Origin of the sequence: Paenibacillus mendelii, from assembly GCF_024498075.1 — a bacterium.
Taxonomy (GTDB): Bacteria; Bacillota; Bacilli; order Paenibacillales; family Paenibacillaceae; genus Paenibacillus_Z; species Paenibacillus_Z mendelii.
The window spans coordinates 686,544-710,345 of sequence record NZ_JANHOF010000003.1; the positions used below are offsets into that span (position 1 = coordinate 686,544).

Here is a 23,802-nt window from a genome sequence, read left to right on the forward strand (position 1 = left end):
GGGTTAGCGTACACCATGGCGGACAAACCGAAGTATTGGGTGCCTGCGCTGGAGAAGGCCCATCTCGTTCTTCGCGTACTTGCGGAGGAGCCTGGGAAATACAAGCTAATCGAGCTGTCCCGCATGCTGGATATCAACAAGAGCTCCATGTTCTCGCTCCTGCAGACGATGGAATCGCTTCAGTGGGTGAATCGCGAGGGGAGCGGGACGTATGCCGTCGGGCCGGCGCTGTCGGATTTCGGATTTTCGTACATGCAGCGCTTCGATGTGAAGGAGCAGTTCCGTCAGGAGGCGGCCTTGACCCGGGATCGGCTGGGTGAGACCGTGCAATTAGCTAAATTGGCGGGCACCGATGTGTTTTACCTGGAGAAGGTCGAAGCGATATCGCCCGTTCGGCTCGTCTCAGAGCCTGGGATGCGGTTTCCTGCTCATGCGACAGCGCTCGGGAAGGCCATGCTCGCTTACGAGCCGGAAGAACGCTTGCAGCGTGTACTGGCCGAAGCGGATTTGAAACCATTGACCACGCATACGGTAACGGATGTAGAAGTACTGAAACAATCTTTAATTACGGCTCGAGAGCAGGGTTATGCTGTTGATCTGCAGGAAGCGGTTATGGGGTTTAACTGCATCGCGGCACCGATCCTGAATCGGCGGGGCGAGGCGGTCTACGCTGTAAGCTGCTCGATGCCGGTACACTGCTGGGAGGAAAAAGCCGATGCGGCCAAGCGCGAAATATGCGAACTGGCAGAGCGGCTTTCCAATTAATAGATCATAGACGAGGAGCTGAACGAATATGAGATTACAAGACAAAGTTATCTTAATTACCGGATCAGGATCAGGCATTGGCCGAAGCACGGCTTTATTATTCGCTTCTGAAGGCGCGAAAGTGATCGTGAATGATTTGTCCGTTGAGAGCGGCGAGGGAACAGTAGCCGAAATTCGTGCAGCCGGCGGGGAAGCGATTTACATCAAAGCCGACGTAACCGATCCCGTCTCCGTCAGCGCGATGGTGGACGATATTATTAAGCAATACGGTCGCATTGACGTGCTGTTCAACAATGCCGGTATTAGCGGCGTAGGCGCACTGCATGAGATCGAACCCGAGATGTGGGATCGCGTTGTGAACGTCAACATTCGCGGCGTCTATGTCCCTAGCAAATATGTGCTGCCTCATATGATTGAGCGTAAAGCGGGCTCTATCATTAACATGTCCTCTTGCGTTGCCGAGATCGGCTTAGCAAAGCGTGCCGTATACGCTGCAACCAAAGGTGCCGTACTCTCGTTGACGAAGTCCATGCAGGTCGATTACGCGCCATATAACATTCGCGTTAACGCCTTGCTGCCGGGTACGATCCTGACTCCATTCGTGGAAAACTACCTCCGCACTTCCTATGACAATCAAGAAGAAGCCTATGAAGGATTGAAGAAGCGTCAGCTTAGCGGCGACCTTGGCCGTCCTGAGGATGTGGCGAAAGCCGCTCTGTTCCTCGCTTCCGATGAGTCGAAATTCATGATGGGCTCGCCCCTCTACATTGATGGCGGCGCTACTTTCGGTAAGAACGCCTAATACGACTCTATCACTGCAAAGTCTATGCAGATGATACGAGTTTTGATACGATGGAAATTCGAGGGAGTTTTGCTTTCGCGAATGAAATCACAGGGGCACGCTTTGTACAAGTGAATGAGCTGGAGCCTCGCACGAGTCAGTGCGAGGATACGCTTTCGATCGCATTTGAGCTTACAAAACATAGGCGTATGCTTGCGAGGCGAGTTTTGCTCGATTACGCTTCCTTGGAAGCGATGAACTCACAAAACTTAAGCGTATGCTTACGAAGCGAGTTTTGCTCGAATACGCTTCCTTGGAAGCGATGAACTCACAAAACTTTTGCGTATGCTTACGAAGCAAGTTTTGCTCGAATACGCTTCCTCGGAAGCGATGAACTCACAAAACTTTTAGGAGGTTTTTTGCAATGAAACTCGTAACAATTGTGCAGGATGGAAAGCCCGCCTTGGGCGTAAAGACTGAAGCCGGCATTATCGATATTGCAGCAGCTTTGGCTGCACAGCCTGCTGCTGGTGTGCCACAGGATGTTATGGAAGTCATTCAAGGCGGCACCGAAGCAGTCGCTGCTCTTCAAGGATATGTTGACGGGTTGCCAGCTGGCAAAGCCGCTTATGTACTCGATGAAGAAGCCGTTCAGTGGGGCCCTTGCGTAACGCGCCCGAACAAAATCATCTGTGTCGGTCTGAACTACCGTAAACATGCGGAAGAGACGAATTCACCTATCCCAGCATACCCGATCTTGTTCAATAAATTTAATAATACGCTTACCGGCCATAAGAAAGATGTTGCGGTTCCGAAAGTAACCAATAAACTCGACTATGAAGCTGAGCTTGTTATCGTCATCGGCAAGCGCACCAAATACGTAGCGCAAGAACAGGCGCTGGATCACGTATTCGGATATTGTGCGGTTAACGATTTGTCCGCACGCGATCTGCAGCTTCGTACGCAGCAATGGCTGCTCGGCAAAACCTGCGACGATTTCAGCCCGCTCGGACCTTACTTGGTTACAGCTGACGAAGTCGGTAACCCGAATGATTTGGCGATCAAAGCCATCGTGAACGGCGATGTTCGTCAGAACTCCAACACATCGGACATGATCTTCAAATGCGACGAAATCGTTAGCTACATTTCGCAGCACATGACGCTTGAGCCTGGTGACGTTATTCTGACCGGCACACCAGAAGGCGTCGTGATGGGTTACCCGCCAGAGAAGCAAGTGTACCTGAAACCAGGTGACGAAGTGACGATTGAGATCGAGAAGCTCGGTCGCCTGACGAACCGCTTCGTAGCTGAAGCCTAGAAACCTGGACCTATTCCATGAAGGGCCTCCTTGTCATTTATGACAGGGAGGCTTTTTGTAGTATATTTGCTTATTCTGAGTGCATTAACCATTAGCCAGCTCTGCAAATGCTCGCAGTAACGCCTATAACCGGCGTAACAGCTAGGCATTACTAAGCGAGGTGCGTCTGTAACGCCATATTCTGGTCTTACAGCGCTTGAACCGCCAGACAGCCCAGCAAATCCCCCGCTGTAACGCCTAAAACCGGCGTAACAGCTAGGCGTTACTGAGAGAGGAACGACTGTAACGCCGTTTTCTGGACTTACAGCGCTTGAACCGCTAGCCAGCTTAGCAAATCCCCCGCTGTAACGCCTAAAACCGGCGTTACAGCTAGGCGTTACTGAGCGAGGAACGTCTGTAAGACCGCTTTTTGGTCTTACAGCGCTTGAACCGCTGCCAGCTCAGAAAAATGCCCCGCTGTAACGCCTAAAAACGGCGTAACAGCGGGGTATTACTAAGCGAAGAACCTCTGTAACGCCGTTTTCTGGTCTTACAGCGCTTGAACCGCTGCCAGCTCAGAAAAATGCACCGCTGTAACGCCTAAAACCAGCGTAACAGCAGGGCATTACTAAGCGAGGTGCGTCTGTAACGTCCATATTCTGGTCTTACAGCGCTTGAACCGCTAGCCAGCCCAGCAAATCCCCCGCTTTAACGCCTAAAACCGGCCTAACAAAAGGGCATTACTAAGAGAGGTGCGTCTGTAACGCCGTTTTCTGGACTTACAGCGCTTGAACCGCTAGCCAGCCCAGCAAATCCCCCGCTGTAATACCTAAAACCGGCGTAACAGCAGGGCATTACTAAGCGAGGTGCGTCTGTAACGCCATATTCTGGTCTTACAGCGCTTGAATCGCCAGCCAGCCCAGCAAATCCCCCGCTGTAACGCCTAAAACCGGCGTAACAGCTAGGGGTTACTGAGCGAGGAACGTCTGTAACGCCGCTTTCTGGCCTTACAGCGCTTGAACCGATCGTCAGCGCTTGCAGCCTTCAGAAAATCAGCAGCATCAGCAGTAGCGTATGGCTTGGTAGCGGTCCGAGCTGATATCAGACTTCGTGCTCTAACGAGTCAACGGAACGGGTAACTGCGCGGATGATCCAATATCCGTCCAAGCTACTTACTCGTCTCCATCTGAATTTGCCGTACCAGGATTCACGGTAGCCGCATTCGTAATGCTGTCCCGGTAAACGCCGGGAGCGATGCCGTATTGCTGCTTGAATACTTTGTGGAAATACGAATATTCCCCAAATCCGCAGTTCTCCGCGATCTGGTGAAGCGTCATGGATGTATACTTCATCCGTTCGAGCGCTGCCGATAAACGAACCTCGGTTGCATAGGTCATCATGGTCATGCCGGCATGCTGCTTGAACAAGTGGACGGATCGTGATGTACTTAATCCGGCATACCGCGCGGCATCTTCGATTTTGAACCGGGTCGTTGCATTCTCTTCGATGTACCTCTTCATCCGCAGCACGGCGAATGGGGGACGAGCGCTAGGTACTTGCGTCTCCGTCACCGCTCTCTCCAAATACAGGCATAACGTTCGTAGCAAATAATCGCTAAGCTCATGATCCTCGCTCCCGGGCTGGCGCCGTTTCTCGACGATGAGATGCCGCCATAAGCCGAGCAGCTTCTCATCGGGATCGATATGGGCGAGCGATGGTTTAGAGGAGCGCGCCCACCATTCATCGATCCACTCCCCTTCGCAATGGATGTAGTAATCTCCGCTGGCGATTGAAGCTTCTCTTCCCGCATTCGTATGCTCTTTCACGTGAAGCTCATAAGTTGATCCGGGATCAAGAAGCAGCAGATCACCTGGCTGAAGCGATAATCGCCTTCCCTGTATGACCGCTTCGCTGCGTCCTTCGGTTTGAAGACGGAACAAGTAGGAGGTTAACCCATTGTTATGCTGATCATCAAACCGTTGGGTATGATAAGAGTAACCACAGGATAGGACAGCCGATTTCATGTTCACGAACCTCCTGCAGCAAAATGATAGCCATATAATCGATGTTGTAATTATATCGTTTATGTTCGTTTAAAGCCACTTCGTAGTAAGATGTAGTCAAATCGGCAATGGTATGGGTTTGCTGCGCCGATGAAGAATCGCCGCGAGAGTCTGCCCGGGTGGGTGTTAAGCTGATGAACCAGTCGAGGCATACGCCAGCCCAGCTGGTGTTAAGCTGATGAACCAGTCGAGGCATACGCCAGCCTAGCTGGTGTTAAGCTGATGAACCGGTCGCGGCATACGCCAGCCCAGCTGGTGTTAGGCTGATGAACCAGTCGAGGCATACGCCAGCCCAGGTGGCGTTATGCTGACGAGCCAGTCGAAGTATACGCCAGCCCTGGTCCCTGGCGGGCGCGCATCGACGGTGCAAGGGCGACATGCATACGACGGGAATCCGAATGTATTTTAAGGAGAGTGACAATTCATGAGAAGAATGGGTATTGGGTTGCAGTTATATACGCTGCGGGATGAAACGGCCGTCGATTTTGCCGGCACGCTGCGAAAGGTTGCGGAGCTTGGGTATGAAGGCGTAGAATTTGCCGGCTACGGAGGATTATCCGCGACAGAGATGCAAGAGCTGCTCAAGGAAACCGGGTTGAAGGCCGTTGGCAGTCATGTCGGCTTGGATCGTCTGCGTGCGGATCTGCAGGGTGAGATTGATTACCTGAAGGCGATCGGTGGCCGTTACATCATATGCCCTTGGGTATCCGAAACCGAGCGTGACCGGGTCGAGGACTGGGAGAAGCACATCGAGTTCTGGAAACACGTAGGTGCTGAAGTCCGCAAGCAGGGGCTGACGTTTGCTTATCATAATCACGATTTCGAATTTCATCTGCAGCTTAATGGCGAATATGTGTTTGATGCCATTTATTCTGCTTCGGCGCCGGAAGAGATTCAAGTTGAGATGGACGTATGCTGGGTTCAGTTTGCAGGACAAGACCCGATTGCCTATATTCAAAAATATGCCGGCAGGCTGCCGCTCCTCCATTTGAAGGATTTCAATAAGGACTTGAACGGACAGATGGTAACACTGGAGCTTGGACAAGGCGTCGTACAGTTGAAGGATGTCATCGCGGCTGCTTCTGAAGCGAATGTGGAATGGCTTCTCGTCGAGCAGGACAACTGTCAGAACCCGCCGCTGCAAAGCGTGGCCAACAGCTTAAACTGGGTAAGACAGAATTATTTGACGCTCTTATAGGTTGAGAATGGACACGACGGCGTTCATGGGCCTTGTACAAGCTGCTTGTCCCAACCTTCAGGTTTACACCCTTTGTAGGTTAATAATCGATCAGGAGGTTCATTTCATATGTCTAAAGTTAAAGTGGCTGTCATCGGCTGTGGTTCGATTTCAAGGTTTCGCCATATTCCGGAATACGCGGATAATCCGAACGTGGAGCTGGTTGCATTCGTCGATGTGGTTCCCGAGCGATCCCAGCAGTATGCAGAGAAGTACGGTGCGAAGGCTTATACCGACTATAAACAAATGCTTGAGCTCGAGAAGCCGCATGCGGTCAGCGTCAATCTGCCTAATGCCCTTCATGCTCCCGTCGCGATCGACGTGGCGAACGCGGGCGCGCATGTTCTAGTAGAGAAGCCGATGGCGGCAACTGAAGAAGAAGCGTTAGCGATGATCGAAGCCGCAAAGAACAATAACGTGTTCCTCATGGTGGGTCATAATCAGCGACTTATGCCTCCGCACGTGAAGGCGAAGGAAATCCTGGAAACCGGCGTTCTTGGAAGAGTGCTTACCTTCCGGACGTCATTCGGCCACCCTGGACCTGAGGGCTGGAGTGTAGATGGGCGCAACAGCTGGTTCTTCAACAAGGAAGAAGCCGTCATGGGCGCTATGGGGGATCTGGGGGTTCACAAGTCCGATCTGATCCGGTATCTGTTGAATGACGAAGTATCGGAAGTAGGCGCCTTTATCGGCACCCTGCATAAGGATGGAACGGAAGTCGACGATAATGCGACATGCTTGCTGCGGATGAAGAGCGGAGCAATCGGCTCTTTAGTGGCCAGCTGGACCTATTACAAAGGCGAAGACAACAGCACGTTGCTCTGGTGTGAGAATGGCGTCATGAAAATCGGTACGCATCCGGATGATCAAGTCATTGTCGAGCTTCGCAACGGTTCGGTGGAGAAATATAAAGTGGGCGCAATTTCGACGAACGACAAACAAGAGTCCAGCGGTGTTATCGATGCGTTCATCGATTCGATCGTAACGGGAAATCCTCCAAGCATCTCCGGCGAAGAGGGCTTGAAGTCGCTTAAGGTCATATTAGCCGCTTTCGAGTCGCAAGCCACCGGCCAAATCATTAAGCTTTAATAGGCAGTGCTTACTCTGTTTTTCATCAATAAGCCATCCCCAGAGTCCAATAATGACTCTGAGGGTGGCTTATTCTGCTATTATCCCTTGAAAAAGGTCGCTATTGAGATGTAATGTGTATTATATAAAGAAATATTGCACATTAAATAATTAAGGTGTACAATTTTCTCTAGCAAAGAAAGATATAAAAAGAGACACTGGGAGTGTGATTCGTAATGGAACGCGAGTTGTCGCTAGAGATTGTAAGGGTGACGGAGGCGGCGGCATTGGCTTCCGCGCCATGGATGGGACGCGGGGACAAGAACGAAGCGGATGGAGCGGCTACTTCGGCTATGCGTCTAATGTTCGACACGGTTTCGATTCAAGGGACTGTCGTGATCGGAGAAGGCGAGATGGACGAAGCGCCTATGCTATATATCGGAGAAAAAGTAGGCGGAGGCGACGGCCCGGAGGTTGATGTGGCTGTGGATCCTTTGGAAGGAACGGAAATCGTCGCTAAAGGGTTGAATAATGCGCTATCGGTTATCGCCGTTGCACCGAAGGGCCAACTGCTTCATGCTCCTGACATGTACATGGAGAAGCTTGCGGTAGGTCCTGCTCTTCGTGGGTTACTTAGTATTACCGACTCGCCGGAAGTGACCATCGCGAAAGCGGCCAAGGCTCTCGATAAGAATATTTCCGATCTTACGGTTGTTCTGCTGGATCGGGAGCGCCATGCTGAGCTGATACAAACGCTTCGCAATATTGGCGTTAGAATTAAGCTGTTGTCCGATGGCGACGTTGTGGGTGCGATCGCGCCTTCATTCCCTGAAACGGGAATTGATTTATATATGGGCTCCGGCGGCGCTCCGGAGGGCGTATTGGCCGCGGCTGCTCTGAAGTGTCTGGGCGGCGAGCTGCAGGGCAGGCTCATGCCTGCTAATGAGGCTGAGTACGCCCGCTGCATAGAAATGGGAATAACCGATCCCCGGAAAGTATTAGTGATGGATGATATGATCGGTACGGGTGATGTTATTTTCGCAGCAACGGGCATCACGCCCGGTGAATTTCTGAGCGGTGTGCGGTATTTGCCGGATCAGCGCGTAGAGACGCATTCGATCGTCATGCGTGCGAAGACGCAAACGGTAAGACATGTGCATGCTTCGCACTACTTGCCGAATAAATCATATTTGTTTCGGGGCTAACGCAGACTTGTCTAATGCGGTGGTTTCCGATTAAACTTAGGATTGACAACGATTGGAATGGAGTGGATCGACATCGAACTGACCGCGCGTCAACTTGACATCGTAAAACTTGTCAAAACGCATGCGCCAATAACGGGGGACCAGATCGCCGAGATGCTCGGCTTGAGTCGGGCGACAATCCGATCGGACTTGTCGCTCCTGGTCATGCTGCATCTGTTAAGTGCCAAGCCGAAGGTCGGGTATTTTCCCGGTGAATTGCATAAAGCCGAAGCGTCTACCCCCAACTGGATGGGAATATCCGTTAATCAAGTGCAGGGTATGCCTGTCATCGTGACAGGATCGCTATCTGTACATGAAGCGGTCGTGACGCTGTTCCTCGAGAATGCGGAGACGCTGACCGTTATTGACGATCAGAAGCGGTTTCTCGGTATCGTCACGGCCAAAGACATGCTGAAGCTGACGCTAGGCAATTCACAAGCCGGCTCAATGCCGGTCGGGATGGTCATGTCACGCCTGCCGGACATGGCGGCGGTAGGTCCGGAAGACCTCGTAGAGACAGTCGTACGTATCATGCTAGCGCATGGTCTTGACGGCGTGCCCGTGTTATCGCCGGAACGTGAAGTCGTGGGTTGGGTTGGAAAGACGACGATCTTGCGGCGGTTAATGGAAACGGCGGATGAGAGCCATGAATAGGGGGAAGCCGGGATTGGGACTGATCAATAATCAGAATCAGCATATATATGTCTGCTCGGATGCTGTAGGTGAGACGGCAGAAGCCGTCGTCAAAGCGGCAATGCGGCAGTTTAAATTCAACCATATTAAACTAAAGCGCTACGGGCATATTAAACACGAGGATGAAATTATCGCCATCGTGGATGAGGCAGCCCGTACCGGCGGTTTTATCGCCTTTACACTCGTTCAGCCCGAGCTCTGCGAGATGATGAAAGAGGAATCGATACGGCGCGGCGTGCGTGCGGTTGATGTCATGGGACCGATGATGCAGGCGTTCGTCGATACCTTTAACGATTCTCCGAAGCAGCAGCCTGGTCTATTGCATACGCTGGATGACGATTACTTTCGCAAGATCGATGCGATGGAGTTTGCGGTCAACTACGATGACGGCAAAGATATGCGGGGACTGCAGCTCGCGCAGGTCGTCCTGATCGGTGTATCCCGTACGTCCAAGACGCCTATATGCATCTACATGGCGCATAAGGGCGTCCGCGCGGCCAATCTGCCGCTAGTCCCCGAGATGAATGTGCCGTCGGAGCTGAAGGTAAGACCGGACGGTCTGATTATCGGACTTACGATGGATCCGGAGAAGCTCGCCTCCATCCGTTCCGAGCGGCTTATTGCGATGGGCTTGCCGCAAGGCTCCCGATACGCTTCGGTAGAACGGATCGAGGAAGAAATTGTGTTCGCGCAGAGTGTCATGAAGAAGCTTGGATGTGAGGTTATCGATGTCACGAACAAGGCTGTGGAGGAAACGGCCGGGCTGATTTTATCCCGAATTCCTGAGGGGATCTCTTCCTCCTCTTCTTCATTATAGGGAGTCGTAATCACACGAACGGTATAGAAGATTTGCACTTATTATGGAAGAGATATGGTCAGCCAGGGTAATCTGGCTGGCCTGTTTGTTATGTCTGGATCAGTGAAGATGAGGATGGCGGCAGGATGGACGAGAGTCTAGCGGAGCGGGTCTTTTCTATATGCGCCAGGCGCAAGACCAACCGCTTGCTTGAATGCCTTCGAGAAGTGGTGGATATCGGCAAAACCGCAATAGGCTGCAATTTCATCGATCCGAATATCGGAGGTTTCCAGCAGCTCCCGGGCATGGCGGATTCTTAGATCACGCACATATTGATGAGGCGGAATACCGAATTCCTCCTTGAATTTTGCGCTGAATCGGGATGGAGACAAATTCGCTCTGCGTGCCATCTCCGGGACCGTAATCGGCTCAGACAGGTTGAAGGAGAAGAAGGAGGTAATCCAATTGAGCGGCTGCGGAGCGGCTTGCTCGGCTTTGGTCAGATCGGTATGGTCTTCCAGAACGATTAACAAAATTTCCGTGGCGAGCGATTGTGCGCGGAGCTGCATGATCGTGTCGCGGTGCTGCCAGCATTCAACCATCTCAAGTACCTTGTCCCGGAGCGCGATGGGCTGCTTCGGCTTCAAGCGGACCGGAATATGGATGCCTTGCAAATCATTCAACCTCGGCTGCAGCAGATGGGAATAGCTGCTCAAATCGGTTTGCCCGGCTCGGGTCGGAAAGCTGTTCTCGCGCTCGGGATTGTAGAACAGGTCAAAATGCGCGAAGGGCGTAATCGTATTCGAAACGCCCTCCAGGTCAGTCAGGCTGCCCGGTTGAATGAGACAAGTATCGCCGCTCTTCAGCGCATACTCGGTCCCATCGACACGAAACAAACATTCGCCCTCTTGGATATAGACCAGCAAATAATCAAGCAGCCGCCGTTCGGGGCTATTCCAGGGCTTGCGTATAGCGAAGTCGCTTTGACGGATATAGGGTACGATGGGGGACTTGGCGATCAGTTCGGATAAATAGATGGGGAACAACCCCTTCACTAGACTTTCAAACAGTATAGTCGTTTTTGACAAAAGAATGAAGAGGGTTATGCAAAGCCGGGCGTGCTGATCTTTCCTATAATATAAGGGAAAACCGTTCCTAGATTTGATGGATAAAGGAGATTCGACTACGATGCCCGATAATAAAGTACCGGCGGAGCTGCCGCTGTTGGATGAAGATTACGCGTTGACGCCGGAGCAAATCGCGTCTTACCAGGAGAACGGACATATTAAGCTGGATGGGGTCGCAGCCCCGGATGAAATCGAGTGTTACGAGCCCGTTATCGCAGGCTATGTACGTCAGCACAATCATCACGATAAGCCGCTGCGGGAGCGGGATACGTATGGCAAAGCGTTCATTCAAGTAGGAAATCTGTGGGAATTCAGCGAGGAAGCGGCGCGCTTCGTAATGGCGAGACGCTTCGCGAAGATCGCAGCGGAGCTGATGGGGGTAGAGGCGGTTCGAATCTATCACGATCAAGCATTATTTAAGGAGCCGGGAGGCGGTTTTACCCCCTGGCATCAGGATCAGCTCTATTGGCCGCTGGACTCGTCGAATACGATTACGATGTGGATGCCGCTTGTCGACGTTTCCGAGGAAGTGGGCTCGATGACTTTCGTCGACGGCACGCACAAGCTTGGATATGTCAGCCGCCAGCTGATATCCGACGAGTCGCACAAGACGATCGGCTCCTATATTGAGGGCAAAGGGCTGGCGACTACGTCTTATGGTGCCTTGTCGGCGGGTGATGCGACATTCCATGCGGGCTGGACGATTCACAGCGCTCCGGGCAATCCGACGGAGTCTATGCGGGAAGTAATGACGGTGATTTACTACGCGGACGGTACGCGCGCGCTTAATCCGGACAGCAGGGCGAGGGAAAACGACTTGAAGCGGTGGCTGCCCGGCGTCAATCCGGGTGAGCTTGCTGTCAGTCCGTTAAATCCGGTTGTTTATCAGCGGTAAGCCTCTTACTTCCTAAAGACAGGTCCATTCATAAATTGGGGCCGACTCCAAGGCTTTACTTTGGAGCTAGCTCATTTGATCATTAAAATTGTGTTTGCATTGAAATGTACAAAGAAATCGCGCTTTGGAATGGCTGGGTCATACCTCCATTTTCCCAAAGGCGATTTCTTTTTTTTGATTTTGGGCATATTTTTCCCGAAACCGATAAAGAAAAAAGAGGATATATCTGCTGTAGGAGCGATAGCGTTTGCCTTTGGAATCGTGAAATCACCTTGATGCGAGTTTACCTATTCCAATTTCACGATTCCAACAGCAACCGGAAGGAGATATATCCCCAAGATTAATGATCGATACGATTTACAAAGTGGAAGTTTCACTTATGGGAAGCCCTTTTTGTGATTGACCACAATTACTAAATGGAGTAATATGAACGTAAATAAACGCATTTGAACTTAAAAGGAGATGTTAGTCCAATGGATATCCGTTATGCATCCCACCCGGATGAAGTGAAGAGCTTCGATACATCGAGGCTGCGCCAGGAATTTCTGATGGAATCATTATTCGTACCGAATGAATTGACGCTTACATATACCCATGTGGACCGATTTATCGTCGGAGGCGTGCTGCCGATGGGTCAAGCCGTGCTGCTGGAAGCGGACAAGAAGGAGATGGGTGCCGACTTTTTCCTCGAGCGCCGGGAGATCGGTATTATCAACATTGGCGGCAGTGGAACGGTATCCGTTGACGGCACGATTTACAGTATGGACTCCAAGGATGGTTTATATATTGGGCTTGGAGCTCGTGAAGTCGCCTTCACAAGTGATAACCCAAACGAGCCGGCGAAATTCTACTTGAACTCGGCTCCCGCCCACCGGACGTATCTGACGGTGAAGATCGCGATCAGTGAAGCATCCCCTAATCATCTGGGCAGCATCTCCAATTCGAATGAACGCACGATTTACCGTTACATCCATACGGGCGGCGTGCAGAGCTGCCAGCTTGTTATGGGCATGACGCTGCTTAAGCCGGGCAACATGTGGAACACGATGCCGTGCCATACGCACAACCGCCGTTCGGAAATTTATTTCTACTTCGATATGCCCAGTGACGGCGTTGTCTTCCATTATATGGGCGAGCCGCAGGAAACGCGTCATCTTGTCGTGCGCAATGAACAGGCGATTATATCGCCAAGCTGGTCGATTCATAGCGGGGTAGGTACGAGCAGCTATACGTTTATTTGGGGGATGGCCGGCGAGAATCAAACATTCGAAGATATGGACGCGGTTGCCATGAAAGATTTAAGATAGGGGAAACCAACCTAGCAGAAACGGATGATTGCGATGAACCCTCTCCGAAGATACGAGAATATAATGGAAATGCTCCTTGAGCGTAAGGAAGTAACGGTTAGCGAGCTGAGTGAGCGGCTGTCCGTAACGGGCAAGACGATTCGGGAAGATCTGGCGAAGCTCGAGGAGAAAGGCCTGCTTCTGCGCGTCCATGGCGGAGCCATGCTGGCCCAAGGCGAGCAGCTTGGGATTCTGACGACTAGAGGCCCCGTCCATAAACATCAATCCGAGAAAGCGGAAGCCGCTGAACGGGCCCTCCGCTACATTGAACCCCATGACATTATCGCGCTCGACGGGGGCAGTACGACGCTTGAAATGGCAAGGCGGCTCGATAATGGGCCGCTGACGGTCATAACCAATGATTTGAATATCATAAGCGAGCTGGTACGCAAGGATGAGATCCGGTTAGTTGTCCCCGGCGGATACCGGGTTCGCAATATGCTTGCTGGACCAGAGGCCGTCACCTACATCCGTACGCTGAATATTAAGAAGGCTTTCATCTCCTCTACGGGCGTACATATCCAGCATGGCTTTACGATCTACACGAATGATCTGATCGATTATAAGCGGGCGATCATCGAAACGAGCGCGGCGGTCTACGCCGTCGTCGATCATTATAAATTTGGCCAATCCGCGCTGCGGACGTTCGCTGGTTTATCTGAAGTTTCACGAATTCTAACCGATAGCGGATGCGATCCGGAGACGGCGGCAGCATTCCGGGCAGCCGGAATCGAAGTGGAATATGAATGAAGAGGTGCGATAATAATGAATTTATTTGATCTCACGGGTAAACGCGCTCTAGTTACCGGTGCCTCCGGCGGTCTCGGACAAGCGATCGCGATCGGACTGGCTGAAGCCGGTGCCGATGTTGTCGCTGTCTCCTCCTCAGAGAGCCGTGAAACCGTAGACAAGATCCGGTCACTCGGCAGACAGGCGCAGTTCATTGCAGCCGATCTCGGCAAGGAAGAGCTGCTGGAAGGCGTCGTAACGGAAGCGATCGGTCTGTTTGGCGGAATTGATATTCTCATAAACAATGCAGGCATCATTCGCCGTACGCCAGCGGCGGATCACAAGCGCCAGGACTGGCATGATGTCATGGCGCTTAACCTGGACTCGGTCTTCTTTCTCTGTCAGCTGCTCGGCAATCATATGCTGGAGCGGGGAAGCGGTAAGATTATTAACATCGCTTCCGTGCTTACGTTTCAAGGTGGGGTTAACGTGCCGGGGTATACGGCCAGCAAACATGGAATAGCCGGTATTACGAAGGCCTTGGCCAATGAATGGGCTGGACGCGGCATCCAAATCAATGCCATCGCTCCAGGATACATGACAACGAACAATACAGCTCCGATCATAGCGGATGAGAAGCGTTATAAGTCCATCACTGAGCGCATTCCGGCAGGACGCTGGGGAGCACCGGCCGATATGAAGGGTCCTGCCGTCTTCCTGTCCTCATCAGCTTCCGATTATATGAATGGTCATGTTCTCTGCGTAGATGGCGGATGGATGGCCAGATAGGAGTATAGTTTACGAAACATAATCGTGTAAACTTGGCCGCCCTCATCTCGAGGCGGCCTTTCTGATCGATAGGGAACCTTTGCCAACATTTTGACAATACGCTATAGTTGTTTCATCCGGGTTGAATCGAGGTGGCTTTAGGCCCAATGTCACTGTACCAGAATGCATACGCGATTATTATCCTTCTAAACTTACTGTTTGCTGTGGCAGTCGTCTTCCTGGAACGTCGTAATGTCGGCGTCACTTGGGCATGGCTGATGATCCTTCTCTTTCTGCCTATTGTCGGTTTTGCACTCTACCTGCTGTTCGGACAAAACCTGAGCAAGGTCAAGCTGTACAAGATAAGCAAGCTGATTAGCCGGGATATTAAAGCAATCGTGGAGGGGCAGCGCAGAGCTTATCTCCATAATGAAATCGAGTTCAAGGATCCGGCAATGCTTCCTTACCGCGATATGGTCTATATGAACTTAACGAGCGGCTATGCTTTGTACACGCAGGACAATGATGTTCATATCTTTACAGATGGCAATGACAAATTCGAGGCTCTTCTACAATCGATTGCGGAGGCCAAATCCCATATTCATCTCATGTATTACATTGTAAGAGATGATGCCATCGGGCAGAGGCTGATAAAGGCATTGGTAGCCAAAGCCGAGGAAGGCGTCGAGGTACGGTTTCTGTATGACGCCATCGGAAGCTGGCATCTTCGCAGTCAATATTTCAGTCCTCTCATACATGCCGGGGGGAAGGTAGCGGCGTTCTTTCCTTCGAAAATTCTCTATCTGAACATACGGGTTAATTACCGGAACCACCGGAAGCTCGCCATTATAGATGGGGAGATTGGCTATATTGGCGGATTTAACGTGGGCGATGAATATTTGAGTCTCGACAAGCGATTCGGTTATTGGCGAGATACGCATCTGCGGATTAGCGGCAGTGCCGTGCTCCAGATGCAGGCGCTCTTTTTCCTGGATTGGAATTTGGCCTCTGAGGTGCCAATCCCGGAGGACTACGACTATTTTCCCGTCGGCCCTGCTCAAGGTAACGTCGGAATACAGATCGTCTCGAGCGGACCGAACAATTCCGAGGAACAGATTAAGAATGCGTACATCAAAATGATTCATGCTGCAAAAAAGAGCATCTGCATTCAAACGCCTTACTTCATTCCTGACGAAAGCGTGCTGACAGCATTACGGCTGGCAGCTCTATCCGGCGTAGAGGTCTTCCTGATGCTGCCGAGCAAGCCGGACCATAAGATGGTCTACTGGGCTTCGTTCTCTTATCTGGGTGATTTGCTCGAGGCGGGCGGAAGATGCTTATTGTATGAGAAAGGCTTCCTTCACGCCAAGTCGATTGTAGTAGACGGGTTGATTGCTTCGATTGGCACGGCGAATGTCGATATTCGCAGCTTCAAGTTGAACTTTGAGGCGAATGCCATCATCTATGATAGCAAGACGGCTGCCGAACTCCAGCACATTTTCGATCATGACCGGGTATATAGCCGTGAGCTGACTTTAGCGGAATACAGTGCAAGATCGCGCATGCAGCGAATCAAGGAATCCTTCACGCGTCTCCTATCACCGATCTTGTAGCGGCTCAGCAGGATGGATCTTGTTCTCCCGTAAAGGGATTTTACTTGCCTTAAGACTGCCGGGACAGTTATATCCGGCAGTCTTATTCGTGCTGTGGCTGACCTCGGCATTCTAACAAAAAGGCGTTTACATTTGATCACCCATTTTATATTATATATAATACATAAACAAAATATAGACATGTACGATTTATTAGCGATATTGTCCGATCCCAATATGTATTCTGTGAGAAATAGAGGTTGATAGGTAAGATGGAGAAATTTACGAAACCGCATGTATTGACGAAGCAAAGTATTAGTGGAGACCTGGTAGAACTGATCAAAAATCAAATATTAGAAGGTGATCTGAATCCCGGCGATCGAATCGTGGAGACGAAGCTGGCCAAGGATTATGGAATCAGCCAGACACCCGTTCGCGAGGCGATCCGCCAATTGTCAGGGGAAGGCATCATTATAATCGTCCCGAATAAAGGGCCGATGGTGCGCGATTTTCATATGAAAGACGTGTTTGAAATTTATTCGCTGCGGGCGGTCTATGAAGGATTGGCGATCCGAATAGCCGTTATGAAGGCGACCGATGAGGATATCCTGTCTTTGCAGGATTTCTATGAACAAATGAAAGTGAAGGTTCACGACGATTCGATCCCTTCACTGCTCCAGGATTCCCTGCACATCCATCAGACGATCATCGAGCTCTCTTCGCATGAACGTCTCATTGCCATGTACAGAACGATTTCATTCCAGATCGCGCTTGTGAATCGTATTCTGGGCAGCGCTTCAACGAAGGAGAAGGAGATCGAGCAGCACTTGGAGCTGATCGAAGCATTAAGCAAGCGGGATCCGGATGAAGCGGAGAAAGTGATGCGCAGCCATATCTACCGCTCGTATTGTGAATATGCCGATATGAAGAAAGGGCCTGACGATGAATTTGACAACCGGGCCTGGTTCTAGAGGAGCACCTGGTTCTATAGCGGGCGGAAACTCCCCTCTTTAGGGGAGGGCATGCATCGGTCAACGCCTATCTGACGTCGAGAAGCGACAGGCCTGGCGGGCGGGAGAACCATGCACTCATCAAGCTTTAGTAATGGAAGCGCTATTAATGTAAATTTGTGCGGATTTCTTTGCAGGTATAGCAAGGGTGGCAGGCGAATATATGAAGGCGAATCAGTCTTGTTAACAATTGAGGCGGAGAGCTGGGAAACCATTAGTTGAACAACATTTTGCTGCGAAGAAAGGTTGGATGATGAGCATGAGTTTGAAGATTGGATTCATTGGGGTAGGCGGAATTGCCTCTCTCCATATTGAAAGCTTGAAGAAAATCGAAGATGCGGAGATTGTATCGATCTTCGATGTGAACAGGGAGAACGCAAGCAAAGCTGCCGAGAGTACCGGAGCGCAGGTGATGGATAGCGCGGAGGATGTTCTGGACCCAAGCCGGATCGATGCCGTGTTTATTTGTACGCCGCAGTTCGCAAGGGGGAATCTGGAGGAGCTTGCCGCAACGCGCGGTATTCACCTGTTCGTGGAGAAGCCGCTCGGACTGAATATGGAAGATGTACGCCGGAAAGAACGCATCATTCTAGATGCCGGAATCATTCATTCGGTCGGCTATTGTCTCCGTTACCTGGATACGGTCCAGCAGGCGAAAGCTTACTTGCACGGGCGTCAAGCCCATCTGATCCAAGCCTACCGGTTTGGAGGCTCGCATCCCGCGCAATGGTGGCATCAGCTCGATATGTCCGGGGGGCATCTGGTGGATGCCGTGACGCATCAGGTGGATATGATCCGTTATTTGGCTGGCGAATTCCATGAGGTCGAAGCCAAATTTGGACGCGTCTCCTTCGATGCTCAGCAGAAGCAAGGAACAATTTATGATGCGGGCTCGATTACGTTCTCGATGGAGCAGGGCACGATTGGCAGTATCACGGAATCTTGCTTCTCCGTCCATCATTCCGCATCGGATGTCAAATTGTTCGGTCCGGATTTCTTCGTTCATCTGAGCAATAACGGCTTTACCTTAACCATCGTAGACGAGAATCAGAATGAGACGATGACTTCTACAATGGAGCCTTATTTCGAGCAATGCAAGACGTTTATCGATGCGATCGCACGCAACACGCAAGAATCGATCTTGAGCAGCTACAGCGATGCTGCGCGCACGCTCGCCGTTACACTGGCAGCGAACCAATCGTCGTTGGAACATACAGCGCTTCAGCTCTAATACGAATACGATGAATTAGGCTTAGGCCGGATCAGAGGGAGTGAAGGATTAATGAGGAAAGAAATCATTAAGACGGACAAAGTACCGGTACCGAGCGGGAAATATTCGCAGGCCGTCAAGCTTGGCGATATGGTGTATGTAGCGGGGACCTGCCCATTCGATCTCGAAACCGGAGCTGTATTGCATCCAGGGGATATTGAAAAGCAGACGCATCTGGTACTGTCCTATATCGAGGAAATATTGCGAGCGGCCGGTACTTCCCTCGAGCATGTCGTCAAAGTGACCTCCTTTATCGATGAGCTGGATGACTTCGGAATCTATAACCAAGTATACGGGACGTTCTTCCAGGATGAGCCTCCCGCTCGAAGCACCTTCGAGATCGTGAAATTCCCTCCCGGGATGCGCGTTGAAATCGAGTGCATTGCCTATATTCCGTCATGATCAGGGTCGATGATGCCATCTATATGGTTGGCAGCGGCAAGCATGGCGCTCAGCTAAGCCATGCGACGGATTGCAACGTCTTTGTTCTGGATGGAGGGGGCGGTGAATATGCCCTTATCGATGCCGGCGGCGGCGTGGAGCCGGAGCGAATCGTTGCGAATATACAGCGTATCGGCATTAAACCGGAGCAAATTCGATATTTGCTCCTTACTCACGCTCATGGCGATCATGCGGCGGGAGCCGCCTATTTTCACCGCCAGTATGGGATGCAGGTTGCAGCTTCCGCGGAAGCTGCTCCTTGGATCGAGAACGCCGACCGTGAGAAGGTCAGCCTCAACGCGGCGATACGGGCAGGCGTGTATCCGGCGGATTATGAATATGCGCCGTGTCCGGTGACCCGGTATCTTGCCGAGCACGATGAGGTCGTCATAGGGGATACGGTATTGCGCGTGCTCGATACACCGGGTCATGCCCGGGGGCATATCGGTTTTCTTATAGAGCGGGACGGAAGGAAGCTGCTGTTCGGCGGCGATTCTGTCTTTGCCGGAGGGAAGGTCGTTATTCAGAACATATGGGACTGCAGCATTCAGGATTATGCAGCTACAGTCGCGAAGATGCAGCAGCTACGCATCGACAGCTTGTATCCCGGGCATGGCATCTTCCTTGCTGAAGAGGCATGGAAGCATATCGATCAAGCGCATGGGTACTTCGAACGCTTGGAAATTCCGCCGAATTTATAATTGCCCGCGAGTGGACTGTACAGAAGGAGCGCACACGGTTGTGTCTTCGCCGATGCGATCGTGGCCTCACGTAAGTACGGACGCGATATTGCGCCAGGTGAATAGTTCACTGCAGCAGCATAAGTGAGTGCACAGGTAGTTAAGCGGTATATCAAGAATCTAGAGATGAACGCCGATGTCAGGCGCAGATTCTGACCTTATCGGCTAATGGAGGCTTCGGGAATGCTACTCGAACTACAAACGGACCCAGGACGTCCGGCCTTGTCTTTTCCTCACTTTCCTACACGTATGCAAGCTGTGATCTGGCGTAATTGGGGGATGGTCCCGCCATCAAGAATTGCCGATGTGCTGGGCGCGTCAGAGGCGGAAATCCTCCAAGCCGCAGGCGAGCTGGGGCTTGGTGAATCGCCGGTTAGGGATGCGAAGTGGCTGGAGCGGGGCTATATAACGATCATTCGCGCCAACTGGCATCTGCTTCCCGTCGAGCAGCTCCTGCAGCTGCTTGGATGGACGGAGGCGAAGCTGGCTTTCGCGTTGAAAGAGGATGACTTTCTATGGATCAAGCTGGGGAGCGGCAAGCCCTGGGCGGAGCCGGTACGATACAGGCAGCTGAGTTCGGAGGAGCAGATCCAGACGGCTTATATTAGAGAAGCTGCAGCAGATTACCGTCGTTCAGCCTCGGAAGGCGATGTCCAATCAGAGTCCTTCGAGCGGCCGTTCGACTTTCTGGACCGGTATAAGAAGGAACCCGTACGCCGCGGCAAGCCGGAACGGAAACCGCAGCCGGACGAAATTCAAATGGATATCCCGTGGACGATTGTGTATCCGCATGATAATCCAATTCTGATATCAACGGTGGAACGCTTCGTCTCGAAGCACGAGCAGGCTTGGGGGGTCAAGTGGAGGCTTCAAGGCGCTTCAGACCTGCCCGCCTCAAGCGAGGAAGGCCCGGTCCTGCGGATCATATTGGAAGCGGGGGCATCGTCGAAGACCGATGAGACGCATACGATAACGGCTGCGGATCAGGAGATTACGATTCGTGCCGGCGCCGAGCCGGGGATTATGCGGGGGCTTCAGTGGCTGGAGCAGCAGATGAACAAACGCGGCGTTCCCTACGTTATTAAAGGCGAGTACCAGCGTTCTCCAAAGATGCAGTTCCGTTATATCTACTCGTATAGTGCCGTATACGGCGATCCGCTCCTTGAGCCTGAATTGAATCCGTTTCCGGATGATCTGCTGGAGCGGCTTTCTGATGCAGGCATTAATGGAGTTTGGCTGCAGAGCGTCCTATACAGCCTAGTCCCATGGGAGGAAGTGCCGGAATTATCGGATGGCTGGGAGAGACGAATCGCCAGTCTGCGCGGGCTGGTAGAACGAGCGGCACGCTTTGGCATCGGTATTTTCTTGTATTGCAACGAGCCAAGGTCCATGCCTCTTTCGTTCTTCGCTGATAGGCCGGATTGGCAGGGACATATTGAAGATGGCCATGCGTCGATGTGTACGTCCAGCCCGGGTGTACTGGAGCTGCTGCACAATTGGGTATCGCGGTTATTTCGAGAGGTGCCCGACCTTGCCGGTCTGTTCACGATCACCATGTCGGAGAACTTGACGAATTGTTACTCCAGAGCACCCGGCGGTCTGACGAATTGTCCCCGCTGCAGTCAGAGAAAGCGGAGCGATGTAATCGCCGAGGTGAACCGCGTCATAGCAGAGGGAGCGTACGGCGCGCAGCCGTCCGCACGTATTATTACGTGGGCTTGGGGATGGGCCTACGAGGACATCCCGTCGATTATCGCTCAGCTGCCCGAGAACGTCACCGTCATGTGCAATAGTGAAGAAGCGATTCCAACGAATGTTGGCGGAGTGAAAGGTGAAGTCATCGACTACTCCATATCGGTCGTCGGTCCGGGGGAGAAAGCGCGGCGAAGCTGGAGTCTGGCGCAAGAGCGGGGGCTGCAGGCAGCGGCCAAGGTCCAGTTCAACAATACATGGGAGTGCTCCGCGGTTCCGTTCCTGCCCGTCTTCCAGCTCATTGAGGAGCATCTGGGCCATCTGAACGAATCGGGCGTCAGCGGCTTAATGCTGAGCTGGACGCTGGGCGGCTATCCGTCGATCAATCTGGAGCTGGCTTCCGAATATTATTGGGAATCGGAACAGGGGGCAAAGACAGGTCTCCATGAGCTGCTTACGGGCAAATACGGGCCAACTGCTGGCCGGACGATCGCGCAGGCTTCCGGAGCGTTCAGCAGAGCGTTTCGCGAGTTTCCGTTCAGCATCCATACCGTCTATTTCGCGCCGCAAAATTACGGTCCTGCCAATCTGCTGTACATGCAGCCGACCGACTATACGGCGACGATGATCGGCTGTCCCTACGATGATCTGCAGACGTGGAGAGGCAGCTATCCCGAAGCTGTCTTCGCGCAGCAATTCAAGAAGCTGGCCAGTGGATGGAAGAGAGGGCTGCAGCTTCTGGAGAAGGCGAGGAAGAGTCTGCTTCCCGGCACCGAGCGGGACTTCGATGATTTGATGACAGCCGCTTCGGCTGCTTATCTTCATTTTAGAAGCAGCTATTTGCAAATTGGGTTCGTCATCTCCCGCAGGCGCTATCTTAAAGCTAGAAAACCGAACACCCGGCTCCAAGCCGGCAGGAAGCTGATGGAGATCGCGCTTGAGGAAGCGGATAACGCGCGGCAGCTGATGGAAATTATTCAGCGGGATTCCCGCATCGGATTCGAAGCGAGCAATCATTATTATTATACGGTTCAGGATTTGATGGAAAAGAGGTTGAACTGCCGCAGCATCGTGGATCAGCTGCAGCAGGCGGTATCTGAAGCGGCCGCGTCGAATATAGAGGGTACTGGCAACAGCACCGAAGAGAAGGGGAATAAGCAATGAACGCATTGGTTTGGGTAGCGAATGAAACGATGGAGTGGGAGCCGCGTCCGGAGCCTGTTCCATTGCCTAACGAGGTATTGATTCAAGTGAAGGCCGTAGGCATATGCGGTTCCGAAATCGAGGGGTATCTGGGCCATAACAGTCTTCGAGTGCCCCCATTGATTATGGGTCATGAATTTTGCGGGGAAATTGTCAGTCTAGGCGCCGAGGTTTCCACCTTGCGTGCCGGTCAAAAGGTAGTCGTCAACCCGCTGCTCTTCTGCGGACACTGCCGTCCTTGCCTGAAGGGGCTGACCCAGCTGTGCGAGAAGCGCAATATTATCGGCATTCATCGGTCAGGTGCATTCGGCGAAATGGTAACCGTGCCAGCAGAGGCTGTCGTACCTGTGCCTGATTCGATCAGTCCGTTCCGGGCTGCTCTGGCTGAGCCGCTGGCTTGCTCGCTTCGCGCAACGAAACGAGCGATGGCGGGACATTCGCTGCCGAACGTTCTCGTATTCGGAGCGGGAGGAATCGGTCTCTTATGCGCGATGGCAGCCCGAATACTCGGCGCATCCAAGATTGTAATCGTCGATCGCAATCCGGACCGATTAGCCATGACCAAGCGACTGGGACTTGGCGAGGTTGTCAATTCAGCCGTGGAGGATATCCGCGTCAGAGCCGGAGAACTATTCGGCGATGAAGGCATAGACGTCGTTATCGATGCAGCCGGTTTCCAGGATACCCGGGAGACCTCGGTACGGATGTTGAATTCCGGCGGCACGCTGATGAATATCGGTCTTGGCATAGATGATACGTCGCTGCCGCTCAACCATCTGACACGTCAGGAAATTACGATTCTCGGCTCGTTCTGCTACAGCCGCGAAGATTTTAACGATGCGGTAGCACTGCTTGTAAGCGGCCGGATCACAGAGGAAGGCTGGACGGAAATTCGGCCGCTGTCAGAGGGCGGCGGCGCGTTTGCCGACCTCGTGTCCGGGCGCGTCCATCATGGGAAGATTATCTTGGATCCAGCACAATAAACGAATTTAACCGTTGCAAGAGCCAATGAACCCGGGAGCAGTCCCGGGTTTTTCTGTTATTG

21 protein-coding genes are annotated in these 23,802 nt (G+C 52.2%); 19 read left to right on the forward strand and 2 right to left on the reverse strand.

Annotated features, from left to right (window positions below; genetic code table 11):
- The first annotated feature begins 15 nt into the window (after positions 1-15).
- From NNL21_RS13810 to NNL21_RS13820, 3 genes are all read left to right on the forward strand, one after another.
- Positions 16-765 (forward strand): IclR family transcriptional regulator, encoded by a 750-nt coding sequence (locus NNL21_RS13810; protein WP_204819541.1) that lies wholly within the window; start codon positions 16-18, stop codon positions 763-765.
- A gap of 28 nt (positions 766-793) precedes the next feature.
- Positions 794-1,567, forward strand: coding sequence for an SDR family NAD(P)-dependent oxidoreductase (locus NNL21_RS13815; RefSeq protein WP_204819542.1), 774 nt, complete (start codon positions 794-796; stop codon positions 1,565-1,567).
- A gap of 403 nt (positions 1,568-1,970) precedes the next feature.
- The gene (locus tag NNL21_RS13820; protein ID WP_204819543.1) at positions 1,971-2,864 is read left to right on the forward strand and encodes a fumarylacetoacetate hydrolase family protein; all 894 of its coding nucleotides are present in this window, start codon (positions 1,971-1,973) and stop codon (positions 2,862-2,864) included.
- A 1,151-nt stretch (positions 2,865-4,015) separates the two neighbouring features.
- On the opposite strand, the gene NNL21_RS13825 is transcribed toward NNL21_RS13820, so the two are convergent.
- Complete coding sequence (locus NNL21_RS13825) at positions 4,016-4,867, reverse strand: helix-turn-helix transcriptional regulator (RefSeq protein ID WP_204819544.1); 852 nt, start codon at positions 4,865-4,867, stop codon at positions 4,016-4,018.
- Positions 4,868-5,330: 463 nt separating this feature from the next.
- On the opposite strand from NNL21_RS13825, the gene NNL21_RS13830 reads away from it, so the two are divergent.
- The 5 genes from NNL21_RS13830 (at position 5,331) to NNL21_RS13850 (ending at position 9,965) form a co-directional block, all read left to right on the forward strand.
- Positions 5,331-6,104, forward strand: a complete 774-nt coding sequence (locus NNL21_RS13830; RefSeq protein ID WP_204819545.1) for a sugar phosphate isomerase/epimerase family protein — start codon at positions 5,331-5,333, stop codon at positions 6,102-6,104.
- A gap of 108 nt (positions 6,105-6,212) precedes the next feature.
- Positions 6,213-7,232, forward strand: a complete 1,020-nt coding sequence (locus tag NNL21_RS13835) for a Gfo/Idh/MocA family protein (protein ID WP_204819546.1) — start codon at positions 6,213-6,215, stop codon at positions 7,230-7,232.
- Between the two features lie 215 nt (positions 7,233-7,447).
- Entirely contained in the window at positions 7,448-8,416 is a 969-nt protein-coding gene (gene glpX, locus NNL21_RS13840; protein WP_204819547.1) for a class II fructose-bisphosphatase, read from the forward strand.
- Positions 8,417-8,473: 57 nt separating this feature from the next.
- A complete protein-coding gene (locus NNL21_RS13845) occupies positions 8,474-9,109 on the forward strand; it encodes a CBS domain-containing protein (protein ID WP_204819548.1) in 636 nt (211 codons plus the stop codon).
- Between the two features lie 19 nt (positions 9,110-9,128).
- The gene (locus NNL21_RS13850) at positions 9,129-9,965 is read left to right on the forward strand and encodes a pyruvate, water dikinase regulatory protein (protein WP_256555239.1); all 837 of its coding nucleotides are present in this window, start codon (positions 9,129-9,131) and stop codon (positions 9,963-9,965) included.
- 137 nt (positions 9,966-10,102) lie between these two features.
- Here NNL21_RS13850 and NNL21_RS13855 read toward each other — a convergent pair whose 3' ends face one another.
- Positions 10,103-10,999 (reverse strand): AraC family transcriptional regulator, encoded by an 897-nt coding sequence (locus NNL21_RS13855; protein ID WP_256555218.1) that lies wholly within the window; start codon positions 10,997-10,999, stop codon positions 10,103-10,105.
- Between the two features lie 133 nt (positions 11,000-11,132).
- Here NNL21_RS13855 and NNL21_RS13860 point away from each other — a divergent pair, with 133 nt between their 5' ends.
- The 11 genes from NNL21_RS13860 to NNL21_RS13910 all read left to right on the forward strand — a co-directional run bounded on the left by NNL21_RS13860 (position 11,133) and on the right by NNL21_RS13910 (position 23,740).
- Positions 11,133-11,966: a phytanoyl-CoA dioxygenase family protein gene (locus NNL21_RS13860; protein WP_204819550.1), complete on the forward strand. Its 834-nt coding sequence runs from the start codon at positions 11,133-11,135 to the stop codon at positions 11,964-11,966.
- A gap of 473 nt (positions 11,967-12,439) precedes the next feature.
- Positions 12,440-13,273, forward strand: coding sequence for a 5-dehydro-4-deoxy-D-glucuronate isomerase (gene kduI / locus NNL21_RS13865; protein ID WP_204819551.1), 834 nt, complete (start codon positions 12,440-12,442; stop codon positions 13,271-13,273).
- A 33-nt stretch (positions 13,274-13,306) separates the two neighbouring features.
- Positions 13,307-14,062, forward strand: coding sequence for a DeoR/GlpR family DNA-binding transcription regulator (locus tag NNL21_RS13870; protein ID WP_204819651.1), 756 nt, complete (start codon positions 13,307-13,309; stop codon positions 14,060-14,062).
- Between the two features lie 15 nt (positions 14,063-14,077).
- Entirely contained in the window at positions 14,078-14,830 is a 753-nt protein-coding gene (gene kduD / locus NNL21_RS13875) for a 2-dehydro-3-deoxy-D-gluconate 5-dehydrogenase KduD (protein WP_305880776.1), read from the forward strand.
- Between the two features lie 146 nt (positions 14,831-14,976).
- The gene (gene cls / locus NNL21_RS13880) at positions 14,977-16,422 is read left to right on the forward strand and encodes a cardiolipin synthase (protein ID WP_204819552.1); all 1,446 of its coding nucleotides are present in this window, start codon (positions 14,977-14,979) and stop codon (positions 16,420-16,422) included.
- A 251-nt stretch (positions 16,423-16,673) separates the two neighbouring features.
- A complete protein-coding gene (locus tag NNL21_RS13885; RefSeq protein ID WP_204819553.1) occupies positions 16,674-17,372 on the forward strand; it encodes a GntR family transcriptional regulator in 699 nt (232 codons plus the stop codon).
- Between the two features lie 298 nt (positions 17,373-17,670).
- The gene (locus tag NNL21_RS13890) at positions 17,671-18,642 is read left to right on the forward strand and encodes a Gfo/Idh/MocA family protein (protein WP_204819554.1); all 972 of its coding nucleotides are present in this window, start codon (positions 17,671-17,673) and stop codon (positions 18,640-18,642) included.
- Positions 18,643-18,693: 51 nt separating this feature from the next.
- Positions 18,694-19,083 carry a RidA family protein gene (locus NNL21_RS13895; RefSeq protein WP_204819555.1) on the forward strand — a complete coding sequence of 130 codons (390 nt, stop codon included), beginning with the start codon at positions 18,694-18,696 and terminating at the stop codon, positions 19,081-19,083.
- Positions 19,059-19,823 carry an MBL fold metallo-hydrolase gene (locus tag NNL21_RS13900; RefSeq protein ID WP_204819556.1) on the forward strand — a complete coding sequence of 255 codons (765 nt, stop codon included), beginning with the start codon at positions 19,059-19,061 and terminating at the stop codon, positions 19,821-19,823. Before NNL21_RS13895 ends, NNL21_RS13900 begins: the two co-directional genes overlap by 25 nt.
- 222 nt (positions 19,824-20,045) lie before the next feature.
- Complete coding sequence (locus NNL21_RS13905; RefSeq protein ID WP_204819557.1) at positions 20,046-22,718, forward strand: hypothetical protein; 2,673 nt, start codon at positions 20,046-20,048, stop codon at positions 22,716-22,718.
- A complete protein-coding gene (locus tag NNL21_RS13910; protein WP_204819558.1) occupies positions 22,715-23,740 on the forward strand; it encodes a zinc-dependent alcohol dehydrogenase in 1,026 nt (341 codons plus the stop codon). The genes NNL21_RS13905 and NNL21_RS13910 overlap by 4 nt, the downstream gene beginning before the upstream one ends.
- The last annotated feature ends 62 nt before the right edge of the window (positions 23,741-23,802 follow it).